Source organism: Paraburkholderia tagetis (genome assembly GCF_022213065.1).
In the GTDB taxonomy this organism is placed as follows: Bacteria; Pseudomonadota; Gammaproteobacteria; order Burkholderiales; family Burkholderiaceae; genus Paraburkholderia; species Paraburkholderia tagetis.
The window spans coordinates 1-22,711 of record NZ_JAKLJA010000017.1; the positions used below are offsets into that span (position 1 = coordinate 1).

At 65.6% G+C, this 22,711-nt stretch carries 17 protein-coding genes; 9 read left to right on the top strand and 8 right to left on the bottom strand.

Going from position 1 to position 22,711, the window contains the following annotated elements:
* Nucleotides 1-164: 164 nt before the first annotated feature.
* From L5014_RS19905 to L5014_RS19920, 4 genes are all read right to left on the bottom strand, one after another.
* Nucleotides 165-575, bottom strand: a complete 411-nt coding sequence (locus tag L5014_RS19905; protein WP_238465465.1) for a hypothetical protein — start codon at nt 573-575, stop codon at nt 165-167.
* 262 nt (nt 576-837) lie between these two features.
* Nucleotides 838-2,313 (bottom strand): TolC family outer membrane protein, encoded by a 1,476-nt coding sequence (locus L5014_RS19910; protein ID WP_238465466.1) that lies wholly within the window; start codon nt 2,311-2,313, stop codon nt 838-840.
* Nucleotides 2,314-2,329: 16 nt separating this feature from the next.
* Nucleotides 2,330-3,694, bottom strand: a complete 1,365-nt coding sequence (locus L5014_RS19915; RefSeq protein WP_238465467.1) for an HlyD family type I secretion periplasmic adaptor subunit — start codon at nt 3,692-3,694, stop codon at nt 2,330-2,332.
* Nucleotides 3,695-3,710: 16 nt separating this feature from the next.
* The gene (locus L5014_RS19920; protein ID WP_238465468.1) at nt 3,711-5,501 is read right to left on the bottom strand and encodes a type I secretion system permease/ATPase; all 1,791 of its coding nucleotides are present in this window, start codon (nt 5,499-5,501) and stop codon (nt 3,711-3,713) included.
* 221 nt (nt 5,502-5,722) lie between these two features.
* Between L5014_RS19920 and L5014_RS19925 the strand changes: the two genes are divergently transcribed.
* The 6 genes from L5014_RS19925 to L5014_RS19950 are packed head-to-tail and all read left to right on the top strand — an operon-like array spanning nt 5,723 to nt 13,799.
* Nucleotides 5,723-6,937, top strand: a complete 1,215-nt coding sequence (locus L5014_RS19925; RefSeq protein ID WP_238465469.1) for a glycosyltransferase family 4 protein — start codon at nt 5,723-5,725, stop codon at nt 6,935-6,937.
* Between the two features lie 53 nt (nt 6,938-6,990).
* Complete coding sequence (locus tag L5014_RS19930) at nt 6,991-7,773, top strand: ABC transporter permease (RefSeq protein ID WP_238465470.1); 783 nt, start codon at nt 6,991-6,993, stop codon at nt 7,771-7,773.
* Nucleotides 7,770-9,029, top strand: coding sequence for an ABC transporter ATP-binding protein (locus tag L5014_RS19935; protein WP_238465471.1), 1,260 nt, complete (start codon nt 7,770-7,772; stop codon nt 9,027-9,029). Before L5014_RS19930 ends, L5014_RS19935 begins: the two co-directional genes overlap by 4 nt.
* Complete coding sequence (locus L5014_RS19940) at nt 9,022-10,317, top strand: methyltransferase domain-containing protein (RefSeq protein ID WP_238465472.1); 1,296 nt, start codon at nt 9,022-9,024, stop codon at nt 10,315-10,317. The genes L5014_RS19935 and L5014_RS19940 overlap by 8 nt, the downstream gene beginning before the upstream one ends.
* Nucleotides 10,314-11,348 (top strand): glycosyltransferase family 4 protein, encoded by a 1,035-nt coding sequence (locus tag L5014_RS19945; protein WP_238465473.1) that lies wholly within the window; start codon nt 10,314-10,316, stop codon nt 11,346-11,348. The genes L5014_RS19940 and L5014_RS19945 overlap by 4 nt, the downstream gene beginning before the upstream one ends.
* 6 nt (nt 11,349-11,354) lie before the next feature.
* Nucleotides 11,355-13,799, top strand: a complete 2,445-nt coding sequence (locus L5014_RS19950; protein ID WP_238465474.1) for a glycosyltransferase family 4 protein — start codon at nt 11,355-11,357, stop codon at nt 13,797-13,799.
* Nucleotides 13,800-13,886: 87 nt separating this feature from the next.
* On the opposite strand, the gene L5014_RS19955 is transcribed toward L5014_RS19950, so the two are convergent.
* From L5014_RS19955 to L5014_RS19970, 4 genes are all read right to left on the bottom strand, one after another.
* The gene (locus L5014_RS19955) at nt 13,887-14,102 is read right to left on the bottom strand and encodes a hypothetical protein (RefSeq protein ID WP_238465475.1); all 216 of its coding nucleotides are present in this window, start codon (nt 14,100-14,102) and stop codon (nt 13,887-13,889) included.
* A 110-nt stretch (nt 14,103-14,212) separates the two neighbouring features.
* On the bottom strand, nt 14,213-15,634 hold the full coding sequence (locus L5014_RS19960) for a tetratricopeptide repeat protein (protein ID WP_238465476.1): 1,422 nt from the start codon (nt 15,632-15,634) through the stop codon (nt 14,213-14,215).
* Nucleotides 15,621-17,504, bottom strand: coding sequence for a CHASE2 domain-containing protein (locus L5014_RS19965; RefSeq protein WP_238465477.1), 1,884 nt, complete (start codon nt 17,502-17,504; stop codon nt 15,621-15,623). Before L5014_RS19965 ends, L5014_RS19960 begins: the two co-directional genes overlap by 14 nt.
* Complete coding sequence (locus L5014_RS19970) at nt 17,492-18,898, bottom strand: FecR family protein (protein ID WP_238465478.1); 1,407 nt, start codon at nt 18,896-18,898, stop codon at nt 17,492-17,494. The genes L5014_RS19965 and L5014_RS19970 overlap by 13 nt, the downstream gene beginning before the upstream one ends.
* 146 nt (nt 18,899-19,044) lie before the next feature.
* On the opposite strand from L5014_RS19970, the gene L5014_RS19975 reads away from it, so the two are divergent.
* From L5014_RS19975 to L5014_RS19985, 3 genes are all read left to right on the top strand, one after another.
* On the top strand, nt 19,045-19,824 hold the full coding sequence (locus L5014_RS19975; RefSeq protein ID WP_238465479.1) for a Crp/Fnr family transcriptional regulator: 780 nt from the start codon (nt 19,045-19,047) through the stop codon (nt 19,822-19,824).
* A gap of 117 nt (nt 19,825-19,941) precedes the next feature.
* Nucleotides 19,942-21,165, top strand: a complete 1,224-nt coding sequence (locus tag L5014_RS19980) for a glycosyltransferase (RefSeq protein ID WP_238465480.1) — start codon at nt 19,942-19,944, stop codon at nt 21,163-21,165.
* Nucleotides 21,166-21,167: 2 nt separating this feature from the next.
* Entirely contained in the window at nt 21,168-22,688 is a 1,521-nt protein-coding gene (locus L5014_RS19985; RefSeq protein ID WP_238465481.1) for a mannose-1-phosphate guanylyltransferase/mannose-6-phosphate isomerase, read from the top strand.
* The last annotated feature ends 23 nt before the right edge of the window (nt 22,689-22,711 follow it).

A 22,711-nucleotide genomic window follows, 5' to 3' on the forward strand; every position in this document is an offset into this window, starting at 1 on the left:
GTTCTCTCGGTCTCCCCTCGGTTAGCCGGTAGTCGATCAACCGATCCGAACCGCCGTGTACGGACCCGTACGCACGGTGGTGTGGGAGGGGTCGGGCCGCGAGGCCTGCCCCTATCCCGATTATCACTTATCCCGTGACGCGTCCTGGCCGGAAACCGTAACGCTTAGTTGCCCACGAGCCCGTAAGCCCCGAGCGCGAAGTGATTCGACATCGGGTCGACATCTTCGGCGTTGCTCGGCAGCCCCGCGTACTCGCCACGACCGTCGTCCGCTTTCTCAGGCGACACGACCTCACCGCCCAAACTCGCCATCGCGGCACATCCCTCGAGCGCGTCCCTGAGATCCTCGATCAGTTCCGCCGCGCTTTCGCTGGGCAGCAAAAAGCGACTGGTAACGCAACGCGCTGGCTCATCCGTGCCATTCGATCGTACAACGAATGAAATGCTGACATGCTCGGGCGTCTGGGCATGCTCGATCGTCCACTCGGCGACCAGCATCTCGGAGCCCGGCTTCTTGTTGCGTACCGGCTTTCTCTTGGCGCGTGACCCGATCGTCATAGTTGTCGTTGCTTGCACGTAATGGACGCTCGAGGCGCCGTCGATGAGAACTACGCTGATATGCGCATTGGGGGGAAATTTATCGTAAGCAAGGAGGGGAGGCTGTGCGGTAGAACACAATTTTGCAGAACATGCGGCGTGCGCTGTGCGGCATGCGCGCGCCAAAAGAAAATCCCCCGCAAACTCGGCGTTTGCGGGGGATTGCAGGGGGGGAGCCTCCGTGGACCGTCCGGCGCGAAGGCGTGCTAACAGGCTCACCCGGCGCGCGTGCCGTGATCGCTCACTTCACGCTGACGATCATCGGCGTATGCGCCTGGCTCGTCTTCGAAACTGTCGCGCCGCTGTCCGGCTTGAACCATTCCGCCATCGCGTAGAGGTCCTGCTCGTTGAGAATGCCGGCCGCGAGCTTGAGCTGAAGGCTCGCGATCATGTACTGGTAGCGGGCTCTCGCCAGATCGCGCCTGGCCTGGTAGAGCTGCTGCGTGGCCGTCAGGACGTCGACGTTGGTCCGCACGCCTGCATCCACGCTCTTGCGCGTGGCGGTGATCTGCAGCGTGGCCGACTCTACCGCTTTCTCGAGTGCCTGGATGCGCGTCATGCTGCTCGTGCAGAGGTTGTACTGCTTGCGCAGTTCGAGCAGCACCTTGTTCGTCTTGTCGAGCAGATCGTCCTGGGCGTGAGCGTAGTTGGCGCTGGCCTGCTCGGTGCTGGCTCTGACCATGCCGCCCGAGTAGAGCGGAATCGTGATTTCAATACCCGCCTGTTTCGTGAAGTAGCGTTGGCCGATGGCGTCGAGCGAGTTTGACTGGTTCTTGCCGATGCTCGCCACCAAGTCGACGTGCGGGTAGTAGCCCGCGCGTGCGATCTGCATCTGCTGGCGCGCGGCTTCCACCGAGTGGCGCTGCGCGATCAGGTCGGCGTTACTGTCGAGTGCGATGTCGTGCCACTGCTCAAAGCCGCCGGGCGAGGGCGGTGTCGGCTCAAAATGTTCGCTCAGGCGGTCGAGGCTCGCAACGTCGAGCGAGGCGCTCAGTCCCGTGATGGCTTCGAGCGCGTGCGAGCTGTTATCCAGGTTGTCCTGAGCGTCGGCGAGGTCGGCCTTCGCGATTTCGAGCTTCGAGTTCGTTTCGAGGACGTCCGTGCGTGTGCCCTGGCCGTTCCTGAGCTGCGCCTCGTTGCTGGCGAGCTGCGTTTGGAAGGTCTTTTCTTGCGCGGTGGCGAGCGCGACCTGATCTAGCGCGAAGAGTGTGTCGGTGTACGCGGTCAGCACGCGCACCATCAGCTCTTCGCTCTTGCCGGTGAACACGGCATCGCTGGCGAGCGCCGCGGCCTTACCGTAGCGATAGCGCGCGAGACCCTCTAAGTTGATGAGCGGCTGGCGTAGCTGCACGTTGGCCGCATAGGCGTGATAGATGTTGTATTGCGACGTCGTATTGTTGTTGAACTGCGGCCCGAAACTCGTCGTACTGGTCCAGTCGCGATAAGTCCCGTAGGAGGCCGAGAGGTTGGGCAGCAGATACGAGCGGCCGATCGCCACGTTGGCGTCGCCAGCGCGCTTGTCCGCCATCGCGCCTGCAAACTGTGGATCGTGTTCGAGCGCCGCCTGATAGGCATCGACGATGCCGATGGCATGCGCGGCCTGCGTCGAGGCCAGCGCGAGCGCGATCGACACGCCGAGGCGCGCGAGTAATGGGCGAGTAGCTTTCGCGTTGGCGGCGCGCGCGCCGTCCCTGCGGGCGGCTGCCCGTGTCTTCATTGCCTGGTCGCGCACGTCAATCCTCCGAAAGGGCCGAATGGGCGCGATCAATGAGTGGTTTGAGCAGATAGCTCATCAGAGAGCGCTCGCCCGCGTTGACGAACACCTCAACGGGCATGCCTGGTCTGACGTCCAGGTTCGCGAGCATCTTCATGCCCTCGGGCGTGACCTGCGCGCGCACGCGATAGTAGGGCCGGCCGGTGTGCTCATCCACGAGCCGGTCGGCGGAGATAAATGTCAGCTTGCCCGGAATGTGCGGCGTGCTGTTCTGGTTGAACGCGGTGAACATCATCTCGACGGGCAGGCCTTGCTTCACCTTGTCCACGAGGTTCACCGGCAGTTCACCTTCGGCTTCGAGCGGCTCGCCGCTCGGCACCACTTCCATGAGCTTCGCACCGGCGGAGACCACGCCGCCGTTCGTGAACACGTTCACGCCCACCACCGTACCGTCCACTGGCGAGCGCACTTCGGCGTTCGCGAGTTCGAAGTCGCTCATGTTGAGCTTGCTGCGCAGCGCTTCGGTATCGCGCTGGACGTCAGTGAGCTGCGTGCGCACTTCCTTCATGTAGTCGTCTTGCTGCTGCAGGATGTGCAGGCGCGTTTCCGCGATCTGGCTCGCCAACTGTCCGCTTGCGCCGACCTGGCCGGAGATCTCGCCGTCGAGGCGCGCGCTGTCACGCTCGAGGTCCTGCAGGCGCGTGCGCGGTGCGTAACCTTCGTCCGCCAGCTTGCGCATGCCTTCGAGCTGGTTGCCGAGGGCCTGCTGCTCGGCGAGCTTGTAGGTGCGCGACTGGCTGTTCGCGGCGAGCTGGGCGCTATAGCCCGCGGCCGTTTCGCGCAGCGCCGCCGTGGCCGATTGCAGCGCGAGGCGGCGGCTTTGCAGCAGTTGCGTCTGCAACTGCATGTCGTCGATGACCTGCTGATTGTGTGCCTGCTCGGCCTGCAGCAGCTCGGGTGCGAACGTGATGGTCTTCGCGCCCGTAGCTTCAGCAGTGAGGCGGCTTCGCACGGCAAGCTCGCTCAGGTACTGCGCACGCACGGAGTCGGCTTGAGCACGTACCTGCACGTCGTTCATCTTGACGAGCACCTGACCGGCCTTCACGCGATCTCCGTCGTGCACGAGGATCTCGCTAATGATGCCACCTGTCGGATGCTGGATTTCCTTGCGGTTGCCCGTGACGACCACGGTGCCTTCCACCGGCACGCCCTTGCTTAGTGGTGCGAATGTAGCCCACAGCAACGAGCCGCAGATGCCTACGATCACGATGGCCCAGCCGATCTTGACGTAACGGGTTTCGTCGGTGTTCAGCGTGGGCGGCAGCGAGCCGCCGAGCACCTCGATCGCGGGCGCCGCGGCTTTCTTGTTTGCGGAATTGAACATGTGATGACTCTGCGGATCAGGCCGGAACTTCTGCGTCGTTGCCGATGGATGCGTTGCCGGCGGGTTTCGCCTGGCTCGCTTGTGCGGCCGCTGCTGCCGCTGCTGCCTGTGCGGCCGCCGCCTGGGGTTGCTGGATGGCCGCGAGCACGTGCGGTGTCGGGCCGAAGAGGCGCAACTGCCCTTCGACGAGCAGCATGAGCTTCGTCGTCGCCGCAATAATGTTGGTGCGGTGCGTGATCAGCACGACGGTGCGGTTGGCGGCGCGCAGATTCTCGATGGCTTGCCTGAGCGCGGCTTCGCCGACTTCGTCGAGATTGGAGTTCGGTTCGTCGAGCACGATCAGCGAAGGGCTGCCATAGAGCGCGCGTGCAAGGCCGATACGCTGTTTCTGGCCGCCTGAGAGCCCGGCGCCACGATCGCCCACCAGCGTGTCGTAGCCATTGGGCAGGTGCAGAATCATCTCGTGCACGCCGGCAAGCCGCGCGGCCTCGACAATTTTCTCGGAGTCGATCTGCCCGAAGCGGGCGATGTTCTCCGCGATCGAACCGCCGAACAGTTCGATGTCCTGCGGAAGATAGCCGATATGCGGGCCGAGCTGGTCCTTGTCCCACTGATAGATGTCCGCGCTGTCGAGCCGCACGGTGCCCACGGCGGCCGGCCATACGCCCACCATGAGGCGCGCGAGCGTCGACTTGCCCGAGGCGCTCGGCCCGATGATGCCGACGATGTCGCCCGCGTCGATGGAGAACGTCAGGCCCTGCAGGACCGGCACGCGCGTGCCGGGAGGCGCGGCGGTGACGCCTTCGAACGTGACGCGGCCTTCCGGCGCCGGCAGGCTCATGCCGATTCGGCGCGGCGGATTCGATTCGAGCAATTCGACAAGGCGCTCATAAGCGCTTTTCACGCCGCTCCACTGGCGCCACACGCCGATCACCAGTTCAAGCGGGCTCAGCGCGCGCCCCATCAGGATCGAACCGGCGATCATCATGCCGGCCGAAACCTTGCCGTCAATGGCGAGCAGCGCGCCCACGCCGAGCACGAGCGATTGCAGGGAAATGCGCACGAATTTGGTGACGTTGCCGATTAGCGCCGCTTTCTCGCTCGCCTCCGCCTGCTGGAGCAGAAAGCCGGTGTTCAGCTTCGACCAGCGCGCCATCAGCGTAGGCAGCATGCCCATCGCCTCGATCACTTCCGCGTTGCGCAGGTTGCTGGTGGCGAGGGCGGTTGAGCGCAGCGACATTTGCTGGGCTTCGGCGAGCGGGCGCTTCGTGATGCGCTCGTTGGCGACGGCCAGCACGACGAGCAGCGCCGAGCCCACCAGCGCGAACAGGCCGAGCCAGACGTTGAAGATGAAGATGACGATCAGATAGACCGGGAACCACGGCGCGTCGAAGAAGGCGAAGAGCCCGTTGCCCGTGACGAACTGGCGGATCGTGGTGAGGTCGTTGAGCGGCTGGCTCGCGGCCACGCCATTTTGCTTGAGGTTGGTTTCGAACGCCGCCGTGTACACCCGCGTGTTCAGATGCATGTCGATTTTGCCGCCCACGCGGATCACGACAAAGCTGCGCACATATTCGAGTGCGCTCATCAGCGCAAACATGCCCAGCATCATCAGCGTGAGCATGAGCAGTGTGATGCCGTTGCGGCTGGGCAGGACCCGGTCGTAGACCTGCAGCATGTAGAGCGAGGGCACCAGCATGAGCAGGTTGATGAGCATGCTGAACACGCCAACGGTGCGGAACACGCGGCGGTAGCCGAGCAGCGCCTGCACGATCTCGTTCGTCGGTAGCTTGATCTTCTTATTCATCTTTCCGTTACCGATACCGCGCGGCCCCGCACGCTATCCGGTCCTAAAATTGGCCGCCTTGTGGTGAAGCTGGTCTCTCAGGCGGTGTTTTCCCCTTGATGACGGCGCCAATTCTGAGTGATCGCCTGGCTGTGGAATGTGATGGCCGTCACATCAATCAGCCTAATTTCGCCCGATACTGGCGCAGCCTAAACGCACAGACAAAAACAGAAATTTCAGGTATGAGCGAAACATTCACGGCGGGCGCGCCGCTCGAAATCGCCATGGGGGGCCGCGCGCTGCTCACGCCGCTCACGGGGATTGGCCAGTACGCTTCGCATCTCGCACGAGAGTTCGTGCAGCGCGGCCACAGCCTGCGGCTCTTTTACGGCACACACTGGTCGTCGACGATCGCAGGCGGCAGCGCCGAGGGCATGACGGCGGCGGGCGCGCCTGTCGCCGGCGCCTCGATGCGTACCTCGTTCGCGGGCGCCCTCAAGCGCTTCGCGCGCACGCACGTGCCCGGCGTTTATCGCTTCATGCCGCACGTCGAGCAGTACCGCTTCGACTCCGGGCTGCGCCGCCAGCGCAAGCCGCACGTCTACCACGACCCTAATTTCATTCCATTCCGCTTTCGCGGGCCGACCGTGACCACGGTGCACGACGTGTCATGGGTGCGTCACCCGGACTGTCATCCGGAACACCGGCTCGCGCATCTGCGTGCGAATTTCCCGAGGGCGCTGCGCCACGCTGACCGCGTGATCGTCGTCTCGGAGTTCGTGAAGCGCGAGCTGATGGAGTGCTTTCCCGTAGACGCGAGCAAGATCGATGTCGTCTACAACGGCGTGACGGAGCGCTTTCGGCCGCATACGCGCGCCGAGACCGCGCGGGTCCTCGCGCGCTACAAGCTCGCGCACAAGGGCTATTTCGCCGCGGTTGGCACGCTCGAGCCGCGCAAGAATCTGCAAACGGCGCTTGCCGCTCACCTGTGCCTGCCGCTGGCGGTGCGCCGTGCCATGCCGCTTGCGCTGATCGGCGTGGAAGGGTGGCTCACCGAGTCGCTCCACACGGCGCTCGCCGCCTCGCTCGCGGACGGCACCGTACGCAAGCTCGGCTACGTGTCCGATGACGACATTCCCGTTTTGACGGCAGGTGCGCGCGCGATCGTCTATCCGTCGATCTACGAGGGCTTCGGCTTGCCGGTGCTGGAGGCGATGGCCTCGGGCGTACCCGCGCTCTGCTCGACGGCGCCCGCGCTGCGCGAAGTCGCGGGCCCCGCTGCGCTCTTTTGCGAGCCCGCCGACGTGGACGGCTTCACGCAAGCCATGCGCGAGCTGATCGAGGACGATGCCCTTTGTGCGCGGCTGGGCGATGCAGGTGCCCAGCGCGCCCGCGAGTTCAGCTGGTCGCGCACGGCGACCGAGACGCTGGCCGTCTACCGCAAGGTGGCGGACTAACGCTGCATTGAATCCGCGCGCGGGGCACCGGCGCGGCGTATCCCGGTAAAGACATGAACGATTTCAGGACCCGCCTCGTCCACATCTGGCTGCTCTCGCGCCAGGACCTCGTGGACCGGCACCGCGAGAACGCGCTCGGCGCGGCGTGGCTGCTACTTCAACCGCTTGCGTTCATCGTGCTGTTCAGCACGGTGTTCTCGCGCTTCATGCGAGCGCGCCTCGGTGCGGACACCGATCCGTATCTCTACACCGTGTACCTGATCGGCGGCATGCTCATGTGGAATATGTTCGCGAATATCTTAAGCCGCGTGACTCCGGTCTACGGCGAGAAGTCGCATCTCATCCGCAAGATTGCCGTCGATTTGTGGACGATGCCGCTCTACGTGGTGCTGACCGAATGGGTCGTCTACGCAATCACGATGGGGTTCTTTGCTGTGTTCCTGCTGGTCGTCGGCCATCCGATCGGCGTGCAGTGGGTCATCCTGCCGCTCATCGCCTTGCTGCTGAGCGGCTTCGCTTACGGCGTGGGCATCGTGCTCGCCACGCTCAACGTGTTTTTGCCGGACATCCGCAATGTGCTCGGCATCCTGCTGCAGTTCGGCTTCTGGCTTACGCCGGTGGTGTATCTCGCGGCCATTCTGCCGCCGTGGGCGGCGCGCTGGCTGCATCTGAGTCCGATTTTCTGGGCCGTCGACGCGGTGCACGGCGTGGTGGTCTGGAATCAATGGCCGCCGCTCAAGGAGCTGATCGCGCTGTGCGGCACCGCGGGCATCATGCTCGCCATCGCGCGCTGCTTGCTCCAGCGCCTCGACTCGGAAATGAGGAACACGCTATGACCGCCGAAATCGCGCAAGGCGCGCCGGTGCTGAAGGTCGAGCATGTCTCGAAGCAGTTCCGCATCTACCGGAGCACGGCTGACCGGCTCGTCGAGGGCCTCTTCAAGCGCCAGCGCCATCGCTTGCACAAGGCGCTCGACGACGTCTCGTTCGAGCTGAGGCAGGGCGAGGCAATCGGCGTGCTCGGCCAGAACGGCGCGGGCAAGTCCACGCTGCTCAAGCTCGTGAGCGGCGTGCTGACACCCGATGCGGGGAGCATCGCGCGCAACGGCCGCATCACCGGGCTGCTGGAGCTCGGCACCGGCTTTGACGGCAAGCTCACGGGGCGCCAGAACATTGCCGTGAATGCGCGGCTCATCGGCATGACGGGCGACGAGATCGAGGAGCGCTTCGATTCGATCGTGGCGTTCTCCGAGCTCGGCGAGTTCATCGACGCACCCGTGCGCACCTACTCGTCGGGCATGGTGATGCGCCTGGGCTTCGCGGTGGCGATCCACGCCGATCCGGTCTGCTTCATCGTGGACGAAGCGCTCGCCGTGGGCGATGCGCGCTTCCAGCAGAAGTGCCTCAAGCGCATCAAGGAATTCCGCGACCGCGGCGGCTCGATCCTCTACGTCTCGCACGACATCAACTCCGTGAAGCTGTTGTGCGACCGCGCGCTGCTGCTCGCACACGGCCGTATCGACTACGACGGCGCACCCGACCAGGCAGCACAGAATTACTACCGACACATTGCGGGCGTGGAGGCAGGCTCCCAGCGCGAAACCCCGCTGCACGAGGGCGATTACGGCGCGCTGCGTACCCGCATCGCGAGCGTGTCGATGGCCGGCCGACATGGCGCGGGCACGCGCTTCGGCTCGGGCGAGCCCGTCACGATCGATGTGGAGTGCGAATCGGATCAGGACGCTTCACTCACCGTGGGTATTCTCGTGCGCGACCGCTTTGGCCAGGACGTGTTCGGCACCAACACCGCGCTGCTCGAAGCGCCGGTGCGCTTCGAGCGCGGCTCGCGCGCAGTCTGCCGCTTCGCGCTGCCGCTGAATTTCGCGCCCGGCAAATACACCTTGACCGTCGCGATCCATTCCGACGAAACGCACGTGCACGACTGCCAGCACTGGTGGGATGCCGCCGCGACCTTCGAGATCGTGGGCTTCCTGCACTCGCCGTTCTCGGGCCTCTGTTATGTCCCGGTGAGATTCGAACAGCATGCCGCCATGCCGGCCTCATTGTCCCCAGCCGAAGAAATTTATGACTAACGCAGTCCTGAACGCCCTGATCGCGCGCGTCAAAGCCGAAGCGGCGGTGCACGCCCAACGCACCGAAGCGGTGAACGCGGGCGGCGCGCCCGCTCATGCACATGGCAATCACACGCCCGTGCCCGTGCCCGTGCGGTTAGGCGACGACCCGTTCATGATCGGCACCGACGACGAGTTCATCGACAGCGTCTACCGCCGCCTCCTGCATCGCGAAGCCGACGCTGCCGGCCGCGCCAACTTTCGCGCGCAGCTCGCGCGCGGCACGAGCCGTCTTGTCATCGCGGGCAGGATCCGTCTTTCGCCCGAGGGGCGGCGCGCGGGTGTGCCGCTCTCACGCGTGAAGCAGGGCGTGGCGGCCATGCTCGTGCATGGTGTGCTCGGCAAGCTCGGCCTTCGCACACTGGGCGCGCGCATCGCACGTCGTATGGATGCGCGCGCCACGCGCGCCGAGCTCGAGCAACTCGGTCCGTCGCTTTTTCAGCACGCGACGTACCTCGAGCGTCGCATGCAGCAGCGTGACGTGACGATCGCGGGCCAGGGTCACCGTATCGAGGCGCTCGAGGTGTTTCTCACGCCGGTGTCGCCGGTGCCGCCCGAGGTCATCGATGCGTACTACCTCGCATTCGAGGACGCCAACCGCGGCTCGCGCGAGGAGATTCTCGCGAAGCTTGCCATTTACGACTCGTGGGTGAGCGAGCGCGTGGCCGCGCAAAGCGGGCTGAAGCACGACGTCGTCGACGTGGGCTGCGGCCGCGGCGAATGGCTGTCGTTTGTCGGCGAGCGCGGCAAGTCGGCGATCGGCGTGGACGCGAACCGCGTGATGACCGACGCGTGCCTCAAGAACGGCCACAACGCGCGCTGCGTGGATGCGCTCACGTTCCTGCGCAGCCTGCCAGCGGGGTCGGTTGGGGCCGTCACCGGGTTTCACATCATCGAGCACCTGCCGTTCGACTATCTGTACGCGGTCGTGCAGGAAAGCCATCGCGTGCTCGCCGAGGGCGGCTCGGTGCTGTTCGAGACACCGAACCCGGAAAACGTGCTGGTGGGCAGCCACACCTTCTATCACGACTTCACGCACCGCAATCCGGTCACGCCCACGGCCATCTCGTTCCTGCTCAAGCATCACGGCTTCGGCAATATCGACATCATCCGCAGCAGCCCGTATCCGCACGAGGCCAAGGTGCCTGGCGACGACCCGCTCACCGCGCGCGTGAATGGCCATCTCTGCGGTCCGCAGGACTTCGCCGTGACCGGCACGAAGGGCGCACCGCAAGAGGTCAAGGCGTGAAGATCCTCGTCACCGCGAACCTCGTGCCGTTCATGCACGGGGGCGCGAACTATCACATTGCGGGCGTGGTGAACGCGCTGCAGGCGGCGGGCCACGAAGTCGAGTTGCTGCGCCTGCCGTTCCGGTTCTCGCCCGAGGCGGACATCGTGCGCGCCATGTCGCACGCGAGCGAGATCGACCTGATCCAGCCGAACGGCGTAACGATCGACCAGGTCCTGAGCCTGCAGTTTCCCGGTTATGGCGTCGCGCATCCCGATCACCGCGTCTGGGTGATGCATCAGCATCGCGCCGTGTACGAGCTGTATGAGCCCGCGAAGGCCACGACTGAGCTCGCCGACCTGCGCGAGCGTGTGATTGCCTTCGATAACCGCGTGCTGCGCGCGGCGAAGACGGTGTTCGCCAACTCGCGGCGCGTGGCCGAGCGTCTGCGCGAGTTCAATGGCGTGAGCGCGACGCCGCTCTATCATCCGCCCGCGCAGGCCGAGCAGTTCTACTGCGAAGACGCGCTCGACTACGTGTTCTTCCCGAGCCGCCTCGAGACGCTCAAGCGCCAGCATCTCGTGATCGAGGCCGCGCGCCACATGCGCTCGCCGCTGAAGATCGTGCTTGCCGGCGATGGTGGCCAGCGCGGCGCGCTCGCACAGCTCGTCGAGCGCCACGGCGTGGGCGATCGCGTGGCGCTGATCGGGCACATCAGCGAAGCCGAGAAGCGCGCCTTCTACGCGCGCGCGCAGGCCATCGTGTTCCCGGCGTTCGACGAGGACTACGGTTACATCACGCTCGAAGCCATGCTCTCGGGCAAACCCGTGGTGACCTGCAGCGACTCGGGTGGCCCACTCGAATTCGTGCGCCACGAGGACACCGGCTGGGTGGAAGCTGCCGACGCACAGGCGCTCGCTGCGCGTCTGGACTGGATTGCCGCCAACGCGCGCAAGACCGCCGATGCGGGCCGCCGCGCGCGCGACGCCTACGCGAGTGCCGGAATCACGTGGGATCGCGTCGTGCAAACGTTGACCCGCAGCTATAACTAATTAGCCATGAAAATTTGTGTCATTGCCCCTAGCCCGGTCCCGTTCGTGATTGGCGGCGCGGAAAATCTCTGGTGGGGTCTGGTGGAGGCGCTCAACGCGCGCCCCGGTGTGCTCGCCGAACTGGTCAAGCTGCCGAGCCACGAGCGCAACCTGGGCGAGCTGCTTTCGAGTTACCGGCGTTTCTCGGAGCTGGATCTGAGCCACTTCGACATGGTCATCAGCACCAAGTATCCGGCATGGGCGGTCCGCCATCCGAATCACGTGGTCTATCTCCAGCACACGCTGCGCGGGCTCTACGACTGCTACCCGCAGGACATGCCCACACAGGTCGATCCCGAGGCGCTGCGTGTGCTCGGCATGCCTTCTCGCATTGTCGAGGCGCTTACGAACTATCGCGCCGACGACGTCGAATTCGACGAGCTGATTGACGCGCTCGATGCCGCGTTCCGCCGCGACCCCGCTTCACCGTGCTGGGCCTTCCCTGGCCCCGTGACGCGCGCCGTGATCCGCCTGCTCGACGCGGTGACGATGCGCACCGACAGGATCGCCCACTACGCCGCGATTTCGGATGTGGTCGCCGCGCGCGACGGCTACTTCCCGAAGAACGTGAGCGTGGCGGTCCATCACCATCCGACCGGCCTGAAGGGCCTGGGCGCTGGGCCCCAGGAAACTATCTTTAGCGCGAGCCGCCTCGACCCGGCCAAGCGCATCGATCTCATCATCGAAGGCTACAAGGCGAGCGGGCTTGGCCCCGATGTGCCGCTGCACATCGCGGGCGGCGGCACGGACGAGGCGCGCCTGCGCGCGGCTGCGGGCAACTACCCGGGCATCCATTTTCTTGGCCGCGTGCCCGAGGCGCAGCTCGTGAAGGAATATGCGCGCGCGATCTGCGTGCCGTTCGTGCCGCGCGACGAGGACTATGGCCTCATCACGCTCGAGGCGATGCTGTGCGCGAAGCCCGTGATCGCCACGAACGATTCGGGTGGTCCGACCGAGTTGCTCGAAGACGGCAGGACCGGCCTCATCGTGCCGACGAATGCGACGGCGATCGGCAAGGCGATGCGGCGTTTGTGCGACGACCGCGCGGCCGCAGCCGAAATGGGGCGCCTTGCGCAGGAGCGCGCGCGCCAGCTCGACTGGAACGCGCTATGCGATGCGCTGATCCTCGCGCCTCGCAATTCGCCTGGGGCGAGCGCCGCGCAGCGCGCGAAGGCGAGCAGCAACCCGGCGGCGCCGGCGGTCGTGACCGAACCCGCGAAGCCGTTGATCGGTGTGCTCAACACCTACCCGATCGCGCCCGTGGTGAGCGGCGGCAAGCTGCGGCTCTTCGGCCTCTATTCGCGTCTCGCGGATCAATTCGACGTGCATTTCGTCAATCTCTCGGGCCGCCACGACGCTGGCATGCGCCGCATCGCGGCAGGTTTCACCGAGGAGCTGGTGCCGCAGTCCGAAGCGTTCGAACGTGAGGCGCTGCATCTGCGGGACATGCTCGGCGCCTCGGCGGAAGACCTCACGGCAGCGCTCTATCCGGCGAGTGTGCCGCGCTGGCTCGAAGCGATCGACGCGCTTGCCCGCCGCAGCGACGTGATGGTCTGTTCGCATCCGTACGCACTGCCGGCACTGCGCGAGGTGTCGTCCTGTCCGTACGTCTATGAGGCGCACAACGTGGAGGCCGACCTCAAGGCCGACATCTACGGCCAGCATCAGTGGGCGATCGACCGCGTGCTCGAGCTCGAGCGCCGCGCGGTGCGCGAGGCCGCGCTCGTGAGCGCGTGCTCGAAGCAGGATCTCGAGCGACTGCGGGCGCTGTACGGCGACGAGAACGATGCCCGCTTCGGCCGGGGCATTGTGGTGGCGAACGGCATCGACGTGGACAACACGCCTTACCGCGAAGCACAGCGCGTGGCCCGCCGCCGCCGTGAGCTGGGTGTCACGCAGCCGATCGCGCTCTTCATGGGCAGCGCGCACGGCCCGAACATCGACGCCGCGCGCGTCGTGATTGAGGCCGCCGCGCAACTGCCAGACGTGCATTTCCTGCTGCTGGGTTCGGTGTGCGGGGAAGTGCGTCATTGGGAGCGCACCGCGAACGTCGGCTTCGCCGATGTGGTCAGCGACGCGGAAAAGGCGGCCTGGCTCGATGTCTGCGATATCGGTCTGAATCCGGTCGTGTCAGGCTCGGGTACGAACCTCAAGCTGATCGAATATGCAGCGGCCGGCGTGCCCGTGGTGAGCACGGAGTTCGGCGTGCGGGGCATCGGCTTCGAGAACGGCCAGCAGTACGTGCGGGCCACGGGCGAGGATTTCGCGCTGGGCATTCGCACCATGCTCGATCTCGCGCCTTACGAGCGCGAGGCGCTCAAGCGCCGGGCGCGCAGCTGGGTGGAAGAGAACGGGGACTGGCAGTCGATTGCGCGGGTCTACGCACAATCGCTCACGCAACTGCTGGTGTGAGCGTGATGTCGGGCGTGCTGCAACGGCGCTCCCGACGACGCGGCCTGTGGTGCGGCCTGTGGTGCGGCCTATATATCGGCAGGCGGATCAGAGGAACAGATGGGCGGGCAGGAACGCGTCGGCCTGGCCGACGATCGTGACTTCGGGCGCGTCCGTGTGCTCGGCAGCGGGCGCGGTGTCGGCGTGCGTGAGGCCGAGAAGCAGCGCGTCGAGCGAGTCATACGAGTGGTTCAGGAACCCGTGGGCCTCGAGGCTGGTCGAGTCATCTTGCGCCTGCGTGGACGGGGTGACGGGCTGGGTCATGATTATTTGCTCAATTCGATCGATGGCCGATTCTATCGCTTTACGATTCGGGGCACACGTCTTTTAGATCGTCGCTTTCCTCTACGCGTCTCGCAACGCCGGCGCTCCGGCTAGTATTTCCACGACACGCCCACCGATGCTTCGCGCACGCTGTACGCGAAAGGCTCGATCGAGTCGGAGACGCGCTGCGCCAGGAAGCGTGTGTACAGCGACCAGTGTTGCGTGAGCGGGTAGGCGTATTGCAGCGACACGGCCTGCATGGTCTGGTTCTGGACCGTCGAGCCGAAGAACACCGGGTCGAAGGGCACAGAGTCGATCAGCGTGCGGCGCTGCAGGATGGCCTCGAACTGCCCGTAACGGCCAAGGTCGTAGTCGAGCGCGAGCCACGCCGCATAGCCGTGGCGCGATGCGCCCGGCCGGTCGCCCGAAGGTGCCTCCCACACCGGTCCGGCGAAGAATTGCACCGATGTGCGCGCCCCGATGCGCGCCTGCATGGTCGCGTGCAACTCGAAGCGCACGCCGTTGTAGAGCGAATTGCCGGGATAGCTGGTGTCGGTCACCGTGAAGTCGACGCCCGCGCGCGCGATCGAGTCGTGGAACGCCGTGGGCGGCGTCCAGTAGCCGGTGTGCCAGGAGATGTCGCTCTGATAGAGCCGCGAGCCGAGCCAGAACACGTCGGCGGCGGCCTGGTTCTCGATGCTGCCGTGCGCGAACGTATACTGATGCGCCGCGCCGACACTCGCGATGCGCTGGTCGAAGTCGTGCAGGTCGCGGTACTGGCGTTGCGTGACCCCCGCGAACAGCGTGAGGCCCGGCATGAAGCGCATCGGCAACTCGCCCTGCAGCGACGATTCGACGAACTGATCGCTGTGAGCGAGGCTGTCCGGGGCGAGTATGAGGGCATGCAACGGCGCGCTGTCGGCAAACGTGACTACGGGGTCCGACGGGCCGAAGTTCGCGTTGGACGTCACGCCCGCGCGCACGCTCGCGATCAGTTGCGGCGTGCGCGTTGCCGGCACGCAGGTGCTGCTCCTGTAGAACCGGATCAGCTTCTCGATGGCCGGCGGAACCTTGTAGCTCGATTCGATGCGCGCGAGCGTCTGGCGCGTCAAATCGCGATTGCCGAGCTGGCAGTGCAGCAGCGCCGTTTCGAGGAGCGCTCCGGCGCGGCGCGGGTCGCGTTCGATGAGTTCGTCGAGCAGCGCGAGCGCCTGCTCCGGATGACCCTCCGCCATTGCAGCATTGGCCTGAGCCTCGAGATCGTCGTCGATGATGTTCTGCATCCCGGCGTCTGTCGGTTGCGCGTCTGCAGGCGTTGCCGCGCCCGGCGGCAGTGCGGCTGGCGGTGCGGCTGGCGGTGCGGCTGGCGGTGCGATCGGCAATGTGACCGGAGGCGGGCCGTCCGCCTGCTGGGCGTGCGCTGGCGGCGCGCCGGCCAACAGCGCGCCAACGCACAGCCCGAGTGCGATGGCCGGGCGCAGCGCGTGCCATGCGCTCGCGCGCAGGCCGGGGAACCGGTCAACGAACCGCATCGAGCATGGCTTCAGGTTCGTCGAGGACGAAGAGCCGCTCCGGCGCGCCGCGGCCCCGTAACGTCACCTCGGAAATCATCCGCAGGGGGTAGCCCGCTGTGAGGCGAGCCGTTTCCTGACCCACGAGCAGGTCTGTCGAGGCCGTGCGTGCGTATTCCTGGAGCCTGGACGCGACATTGACCGCGTCGCCGATCACCGTATAGGACTGCCGTGACGCCGAGCCCAGTTCACCCACCATCGCGCTGCCGCTGTTCACGCCAATGCGCACGCGCAGCGCGCGCCCATGCGGCAGCGCCACCGCATCGCGGTTGATGGCCGCAACTTCGCGCAACATGGCCTGCGCGCAGTCGAGCGCGCGGCGGGCGTGATCGGGCTGCTCGAGCGGTGCGCCCCAGAACGCCATCAACGCATCGCCCATGTATTTGTCGAGCGTCCCCTCGGTGTCGTACACGCATTGGGTGAGGCGCGTGAGCACGACTTCGGTCATCGCGACGAGCTGCTCGGGCGGCATCTGCTCGGCGAGCATCGTGTAGCCCTCGATGTCGGCAAATAGCACCGTGATCTGGCGGCGTTGCGGCTTGAGCGCGTCCTGGTCGGAGCGCCGCATGATATGACTCAGCACCGATTGCGGCAGGTACTGGCTGAAGCGGCGCTCGAACGCGCGCATGGCGACGAGCGAGGCGATCCATTCGAGCGGCGCCTGCACGAACACGAACACGAAGGCGGGCACGAGCGGCAGCGCGAGCTGATCGGCGGGCAGGGCGCGTAGCCAGAGCTGCACGCACAGCCACAGCGCGGTGGTTGCAGCGGCAACGGGCAAGGTGAGCAAGGCGCGGCGCTGACGCGAGAGCCACGCCAGCAGCGCGAGCGAGACGATAGCCCATGCGAGCGGCAGCCAGCGTGCGAAGGCGAGCGATGAGGCGCCAGGGCCGGAGCGCAGGTCCAGCAACGCGTCGAGCAGTTCGGCGTGCACTACCATCGCGGGCAGCCACGGGTCGATGGGCGATGCGATGTGGTCGTTCAGGCCGAGCGCGGACGATCCCACCACCACATAGCGTCCGCGCAGCAGCCCCTCGGGTGCGCTGCCGGCGAGGACGTCCACGGCGGGGATCACATCGTAGTTCGCGGCTGTGCGCCTGAACGGCACGTGGAAGAGACCATCCGTTTCGCCGGGCAGCGCAGCGGGGTCGGGCGGGGCAGCCTGCCGCGCGGTGCCCGTGCGACATGCCAGCAGTTGCCACGCGAACATCGGGTAGAGATGCGCGCCGTAGCGGATCAGCGGTGCGACGGTACGCACGACGCCGTCGGCACTAGTATGGGGGGTCACATGGCCGACACAAACATCGGCGTCCGAAAAGAAGTTGCCGACGAAGCCACTGGCGACCGGCATCGGCGGTGCGCTCGAACGCATGCTCAGCGCGCCGCCGGTCTGGCCCACGCGCGGCGGATGATCGGTGGCCGCGAAGCTGAAGGTCTGCGCGAACACGAGCGGATAGTGGCGGGCGACGTCGAGCAGCGCTGCGTCGTCGGCGGGCTGGCTCGCTTCGGGGAAAAGAATGTCGAGCCCGACCGAGCGCGTGCCGTACTGCACGAACAGCGTGCGCGCGAGTTGCGCGATCAGCGCGCGCGGCCACGGCCACGGGCCGATCGCGTCGATCGAGTGCTCGTCGATGTCGACGAGCACGACGCGCGTATCGGTTGCCGCGAGCAGCGTGTGCGCCTGGCGCCAGTCGTCGAGCGCGTAGCCGAGCCGCGCATAGAGCGGCGGCGCGCCCACGCGTGCGGCAAGCAGGCAGGTCGCCAAAAGGGTCAGTCCGAAAATCGCGAGGCGCAGGCGGTCGAGTCGGGACAGGCGTACTACCTCGACCACAAAGTGGCTCCGCTAATCTGCTGGCTGGTGCCGACGGCCTGGTTGAAGATGTAGCCTGCCTGTGTGGCGTTTTTGCCTGCGAGCGCACCGATTACGAAGGCCGGTGCAGCGAAGTCTGACTGAAGTTTGCCGTCATTGCTCACGGTGCCGAACGATCGGACGTTGTAGGACGTGCCGTTCGCGCTCATTTGCAGGCTCGTGGTGAACTGGCGCGTCCCGAAATCGATCGCGAGCGCGGCATTGCCGATCGTCGCGGCGGTCGCGATGCCCGTTGAATTATTGATGAGGTAAGCCTCGGACCGCGTCAGGCTGAAGTTGAACGCGCCTTGCTGCGGCATCACCATGTCGGGTTGCGGGATGCGCACGAGCTCGAACGGATTGAGATAGCCGATGGACTCCTTGCCTTGCTCGAGGTCGGCGAGCGTCGTGTTGGCTGGCAAATTTGCGAGCGGCGTGAAGCGGCCCCAGAAAATCTGCTGGGTTTCGGGCGGCTGAGTCTGGGCCGGCGGCGTGATCGTATTGGCCGGCGAGGAGGGCGACGCCGGAGTCTGCGGAGTGGAAGAGGACGTGTCCGGCTGATTGAGCGGCAACGCCAGCTCCACGGGCGCGACGCCCGGATCGACGTGCGTGATGGCGGCGGACGCGTGCGCCGCGCTGTCTTCCGCCTTCTGTCCGGCGCCTTCGGTCGTGAGCGGCGTGAGTCGCATGTCGAGCAGCACGGGATGGGTGCCGCCGCGCGTCACCTGAAGCGCCTTGTCGCTTAGGTCTGCGAAGAGCTGTGCCGCATTCGCGCCTTCGCAGGGGCCCGAGCCGCTCGTCGCGCAGCCACCGCCGAGCGGTGTCATGACGATGCCGCCGGAGCGCACAGAGGCGCTCGTGATGTTGTTGGTGGTGAACACGGTGAAGTCGGTGCCGCGCACGCCCAGCGCCGCGACGGGCGTGTTCATGCGGTAGTGCTCGCGCGCGGCCTGCGCGCCTTTGCCCGAGATTTCGCGCACCACGCCGCGATTGAGCACGAGCTTGATGATGGTGCGCTCGGGGGCGTTTGCGTCGTAATCGTAGCGCTCGATGCCGAGCGACGAGTTCGGCCGCACGCTGATGAAGCCGTGATCGACGGTTGTGACGTAGACATAGCCGTCGGTGCGGGTCTCGATCGTGTCGCCCACCGCGAGGCTCGCGCCGGAGGCGAGCGCGCGCTCGCCGCGGGCGTTCACGACGCTCGCATGCCCCACGACGACGACTGCCTTGCCTGCCACCGCGGTACCCTCGTGCGCGTGCAAGCCCGGCTCGTCCCTCTGGCCCTTCTGCTCCGGCTGGCTCGTTTGCGCGGCCACGGCCGCGCAAACGACGGACAGCACGATGGCCGCCAGCCCCCGCATAGTAGTAGATGGCATTGGTCTATGTGCGCATTCTCTCGCGCGCGATTTTTCAAGGATAGTACCTGTGGTGTCCTCGTTCAGGTTGTGACGGCTGTCACAGATTTTCACTACGCGGACGTCTATCGTGGCGCCAGACCAGATAAAAAGGCTGCAACTCCAGGATGTCCACAGAAGAGTTCAAAGGCAGCTTCGGACCATTGAAGGCGATCGATCTGCTCAGGCAGCAAAAGCTCCTGCGCAACGTCGCCGATGATGTGATTGAAGAAACCAGTCGGCATATTCGCTACAGGCGCTTTGGGAAGCGCGAATTCGTCGTCCACAAGGGGGATGCAGGGTCATCCCTGCTGATGCTCATGTCCGGGAGATTGCAGGTCATCGCGCTCTCGGAAGATGGACGGGAAGTGGGATTGAACTTCGTCGAGCCGGGGGATTATTTCGGTGAGCTGTCGATCATCGACGGCGGGCCGCGTTCGGCGTCGATCATTGCCACGAGCGAATCGGTTGTCGGTTTCCTGCCGAAAGCGCATGCGCAAAACCTTTTCTACCGCAATCCCGCGGTGGTCGAGGCATTGCTGCAACGGCTGTGCCGCACCATTCGTCAGGCATCGAACTACCGTTCGATGCTCGGGTTGTCGCGCGCGTATGCGCGGGTGTACTCGGTGCTTGAGGCGTCCATGAAAAAGAGCGCCGGGGATCTGTACACCATCGAGAATCTGCCCAATCAGCAGGCGATCGCGATCATGGCCAACGTAAGCCGGGAGACCGTTTCGCGCGCCATCCGCTCGCTCGTCGACGGCAAAGTGATCGAGCGCGATTACCGGCGCCTCATCGTGCGCGATGCGCAACTGCTCAAAAAGCTCGCCAAGGGTGAAGCGGAATTGCAGCTGCGCAAGAAGGCCGAGATTGGCGAGCTGGAGGAGGCCGGTAGTGAAAGCGATTGAAGAGGCCGCACGCGCAGTCCGCGCAGTCGCGTACACCGCTGCCCATGCGGATGTGCAAGCAACGACCTGCACGATTCTGGGCTGCTGAATACACATTCGAATATCGGATCATGCATCATGCGTGTGCTGCATTTTTATCGAACGTATCTGCCTGATACGGTCGGGGGCGCCGAGCAGTCCATCTATCACCTTTGCCGCGCGGGCGCGGATCAGGGCGTCGAGAACACCGTGCTCACCCTCACTTCGCAGCGCGGCGCAGCGCAGCGCGTGAGCTTGCCGGGCCACACCGTCGAGCGCGTGCAGAGCGGTTTCAAGCTCGCCTCGGTCGAGCTGTCGCTTGGCGTGATCCGGCGCTTTCGCCAGCTCGCGCGCGAAGCGGACGTGATCCACTACCACTTTCCCTGGCCAATGTCGGACATCGCGCACCTCGCGAGCTGCGTGCACAAGCCCTCGGTCGTGACCTACCACGCCGACATCCAGCGCCAGCGCACGCTGCTCGCGATGTACAAGCCGCTCATGCATCGCTTCCTGCGCAGCGTCGATCGCATTGTCGCAACATCGCCAAACTATGCCGCGACGAGCGAGGTGCTGCGCGCACATCGCGACAAGGTCGAGGTCGTACCCCTCGGGCTCACGCGCAACTATTACCCCAAGCCCGACGAGGCGTTATTGAAGAAATGGCGCGAGCGCACGGGCGGTGGTCCGTTCTTCCTCTTCGTGGGCGTATTCCGCTACTACAAGGGCCTGAACGTGCTGCTCGAAGCGATCCGGCGCACCGGCTACCCGGTCGTGCTGGTCGGCGACGGCCCGCTCGCGCCGGAGCTGCGCGCGTATGCGCAACAGCACCGCATCACGGGCGCGCATTTCACCGGCCAGCTACCGGAAGAAGACAAGATGGCGCTCATCGAGCTGTCGCGTGCCATTGTCTTTCCCTCGCCCAATCGTGCCGAGGCGTTCGGTATGACGCTGCTCGAAGGCGCAATGCTCGGCAAGCCGATGATTACCTGCGAGATTGGCACCGGCACGAGCTACGTGAATCGCCACGGCGAAACGGGACTCGTATGCATTCCGAACGATCACGAAGATCTCGCGCGCGCGATGGAGGCGCTGTGGAACGACGCGCTTCAGTGCGAGCTGATGGGCCGCCGCGCGGCACTGCGTTTCGAGGACCTGTTTACCGCGCATCGCACGGCGCGGGCCTACCGGCGCATCTATGACGCCGTGGTGGCCGAACACGCGAGCGGCACCGCACGGGCGGGTGCCTCAAAGGCAGCCGAATTGAGGCGCGAAAGCGCACCGCTTTCGGTCGATCGAGATCAGGTAATCGAAGAAAAGTCTTGAAGATGACGTTTCCCCAAACCGTCGACGCCTCACTACAAGGCGCTCAACCGGGTGCGCAGGGCGCGCCCGACATTTTGCCCGTCGTTCTCGCGGGCGGCTCAGGCACGCGCCTGTGGCCGCTTTCTCGCGAGGCCCATCCGAAGCAGCTGATCGGCTTGCTGGGCGAGCGCTCGCTGCTCGAATCGACCGTTGCGCGGCTCGATTCGCTCGCGCGGCCGGGCTCGAACGGCGGCCTTCTGATCTGCGCGCAGGAACATCGCTTCATGGTGGCGGACCAGCTCAAGGTGAGCCGCCGCGACTGGCAGGTCATGGTCGAGCCTGCGGGGCGCAATACGGCGCCGGCGCTCACGCTCGCCGCCATGCGAGCGAGCGCGGGCGGCGGCGATCCTGTGCTCGTCGTCATGCCCGCCGATCACGCGATCCTGGACGCACCGGCGTTTGCGCGCGCGGTGAGCGTCGCGGCGGGCCTCGCACAGCAAGGTCGCATCGTTGCGCTCGGCGTAGTGCCGCAGCGCGCCGAGACGGGCTACGGCTACATCGAAACCGGTGAAGCGCTCGATGCTGACAAGGGCGCCCTCGCCGCAGGTGCGCGCGGACTCTGCCGCTTCGTCGAGAAGCCGCCGCGCGAGATTGCCGAGGCCTTCGTGAACGGCGGCCGCCATTGGTGGAACAGCGGCATCTTCGTGATGCGCGCCTCGGTCTGGCTCGCGGCGATCCGCGCACTGCGCGCCGACATCGCGCATGCCTGCGAGGACGCTTATCGGAAGGGCAGCGCGGACGGCGCATCGTGGCGCATCGATGCGAAGTCGTTCCTCGATTGCCCCTCCGACTCAATTGACTACGCAGTCATGGAGCGGCTTGCACAAGGCGGCCTGAAGGGCGCGGTGGTACCGCTCGAAGTGGGCTGGTCCGACGTCGGCTCATGGGACGCCGTCTGGAACATCATGCCGAAGGATGCGGCGGGCAACGTCACGCGTGGTGACGTGCTGCTCGAAGATACATCGGATACCTATGTGCATTCGGAAGGCCGGCTCGTGGCCTGCGTGGGCACTCAGGACCTGATCGTGGTCGAAACCGCCGACGCCGTGCTGGTCGCGGACAAGAGTCGTGCGCAGGACGTGAAAGCGCTGGTTGGCCGCATCCGCGAAGGCGAACGTACCGAGGCCGCGCACCACCGCAAGGTCGCGCGACCGTGGGGCTATTACGACTCAATCGAGCGCGGCTCGCGCTACCAGGTCAAGCGTATCGTGGTCACGCCTGGCGCTACACTGTCGTTGCAGGTGCATTACCATCGCAACGAGCACTGGATCGTGGTGAGCGGCACCGCGCGAGTCACGCGCGGCGACGAAGTCTTCTTGCTTGGCGAGAACCAGTCGACCTATGTTCCGATGGGCGTTATGCACCGCCTCGAAAACGTTGGGCGCGTGCCGCTCGAGATGATCGAGGTGCAGTGCGGCAGCTACCTGGGCGAGGACGATATCGTGCGCTTCGACGACAATTACGGCCGCCACGTCGAGCGGTAGGCGCGGCGGTATAAACGCAAACG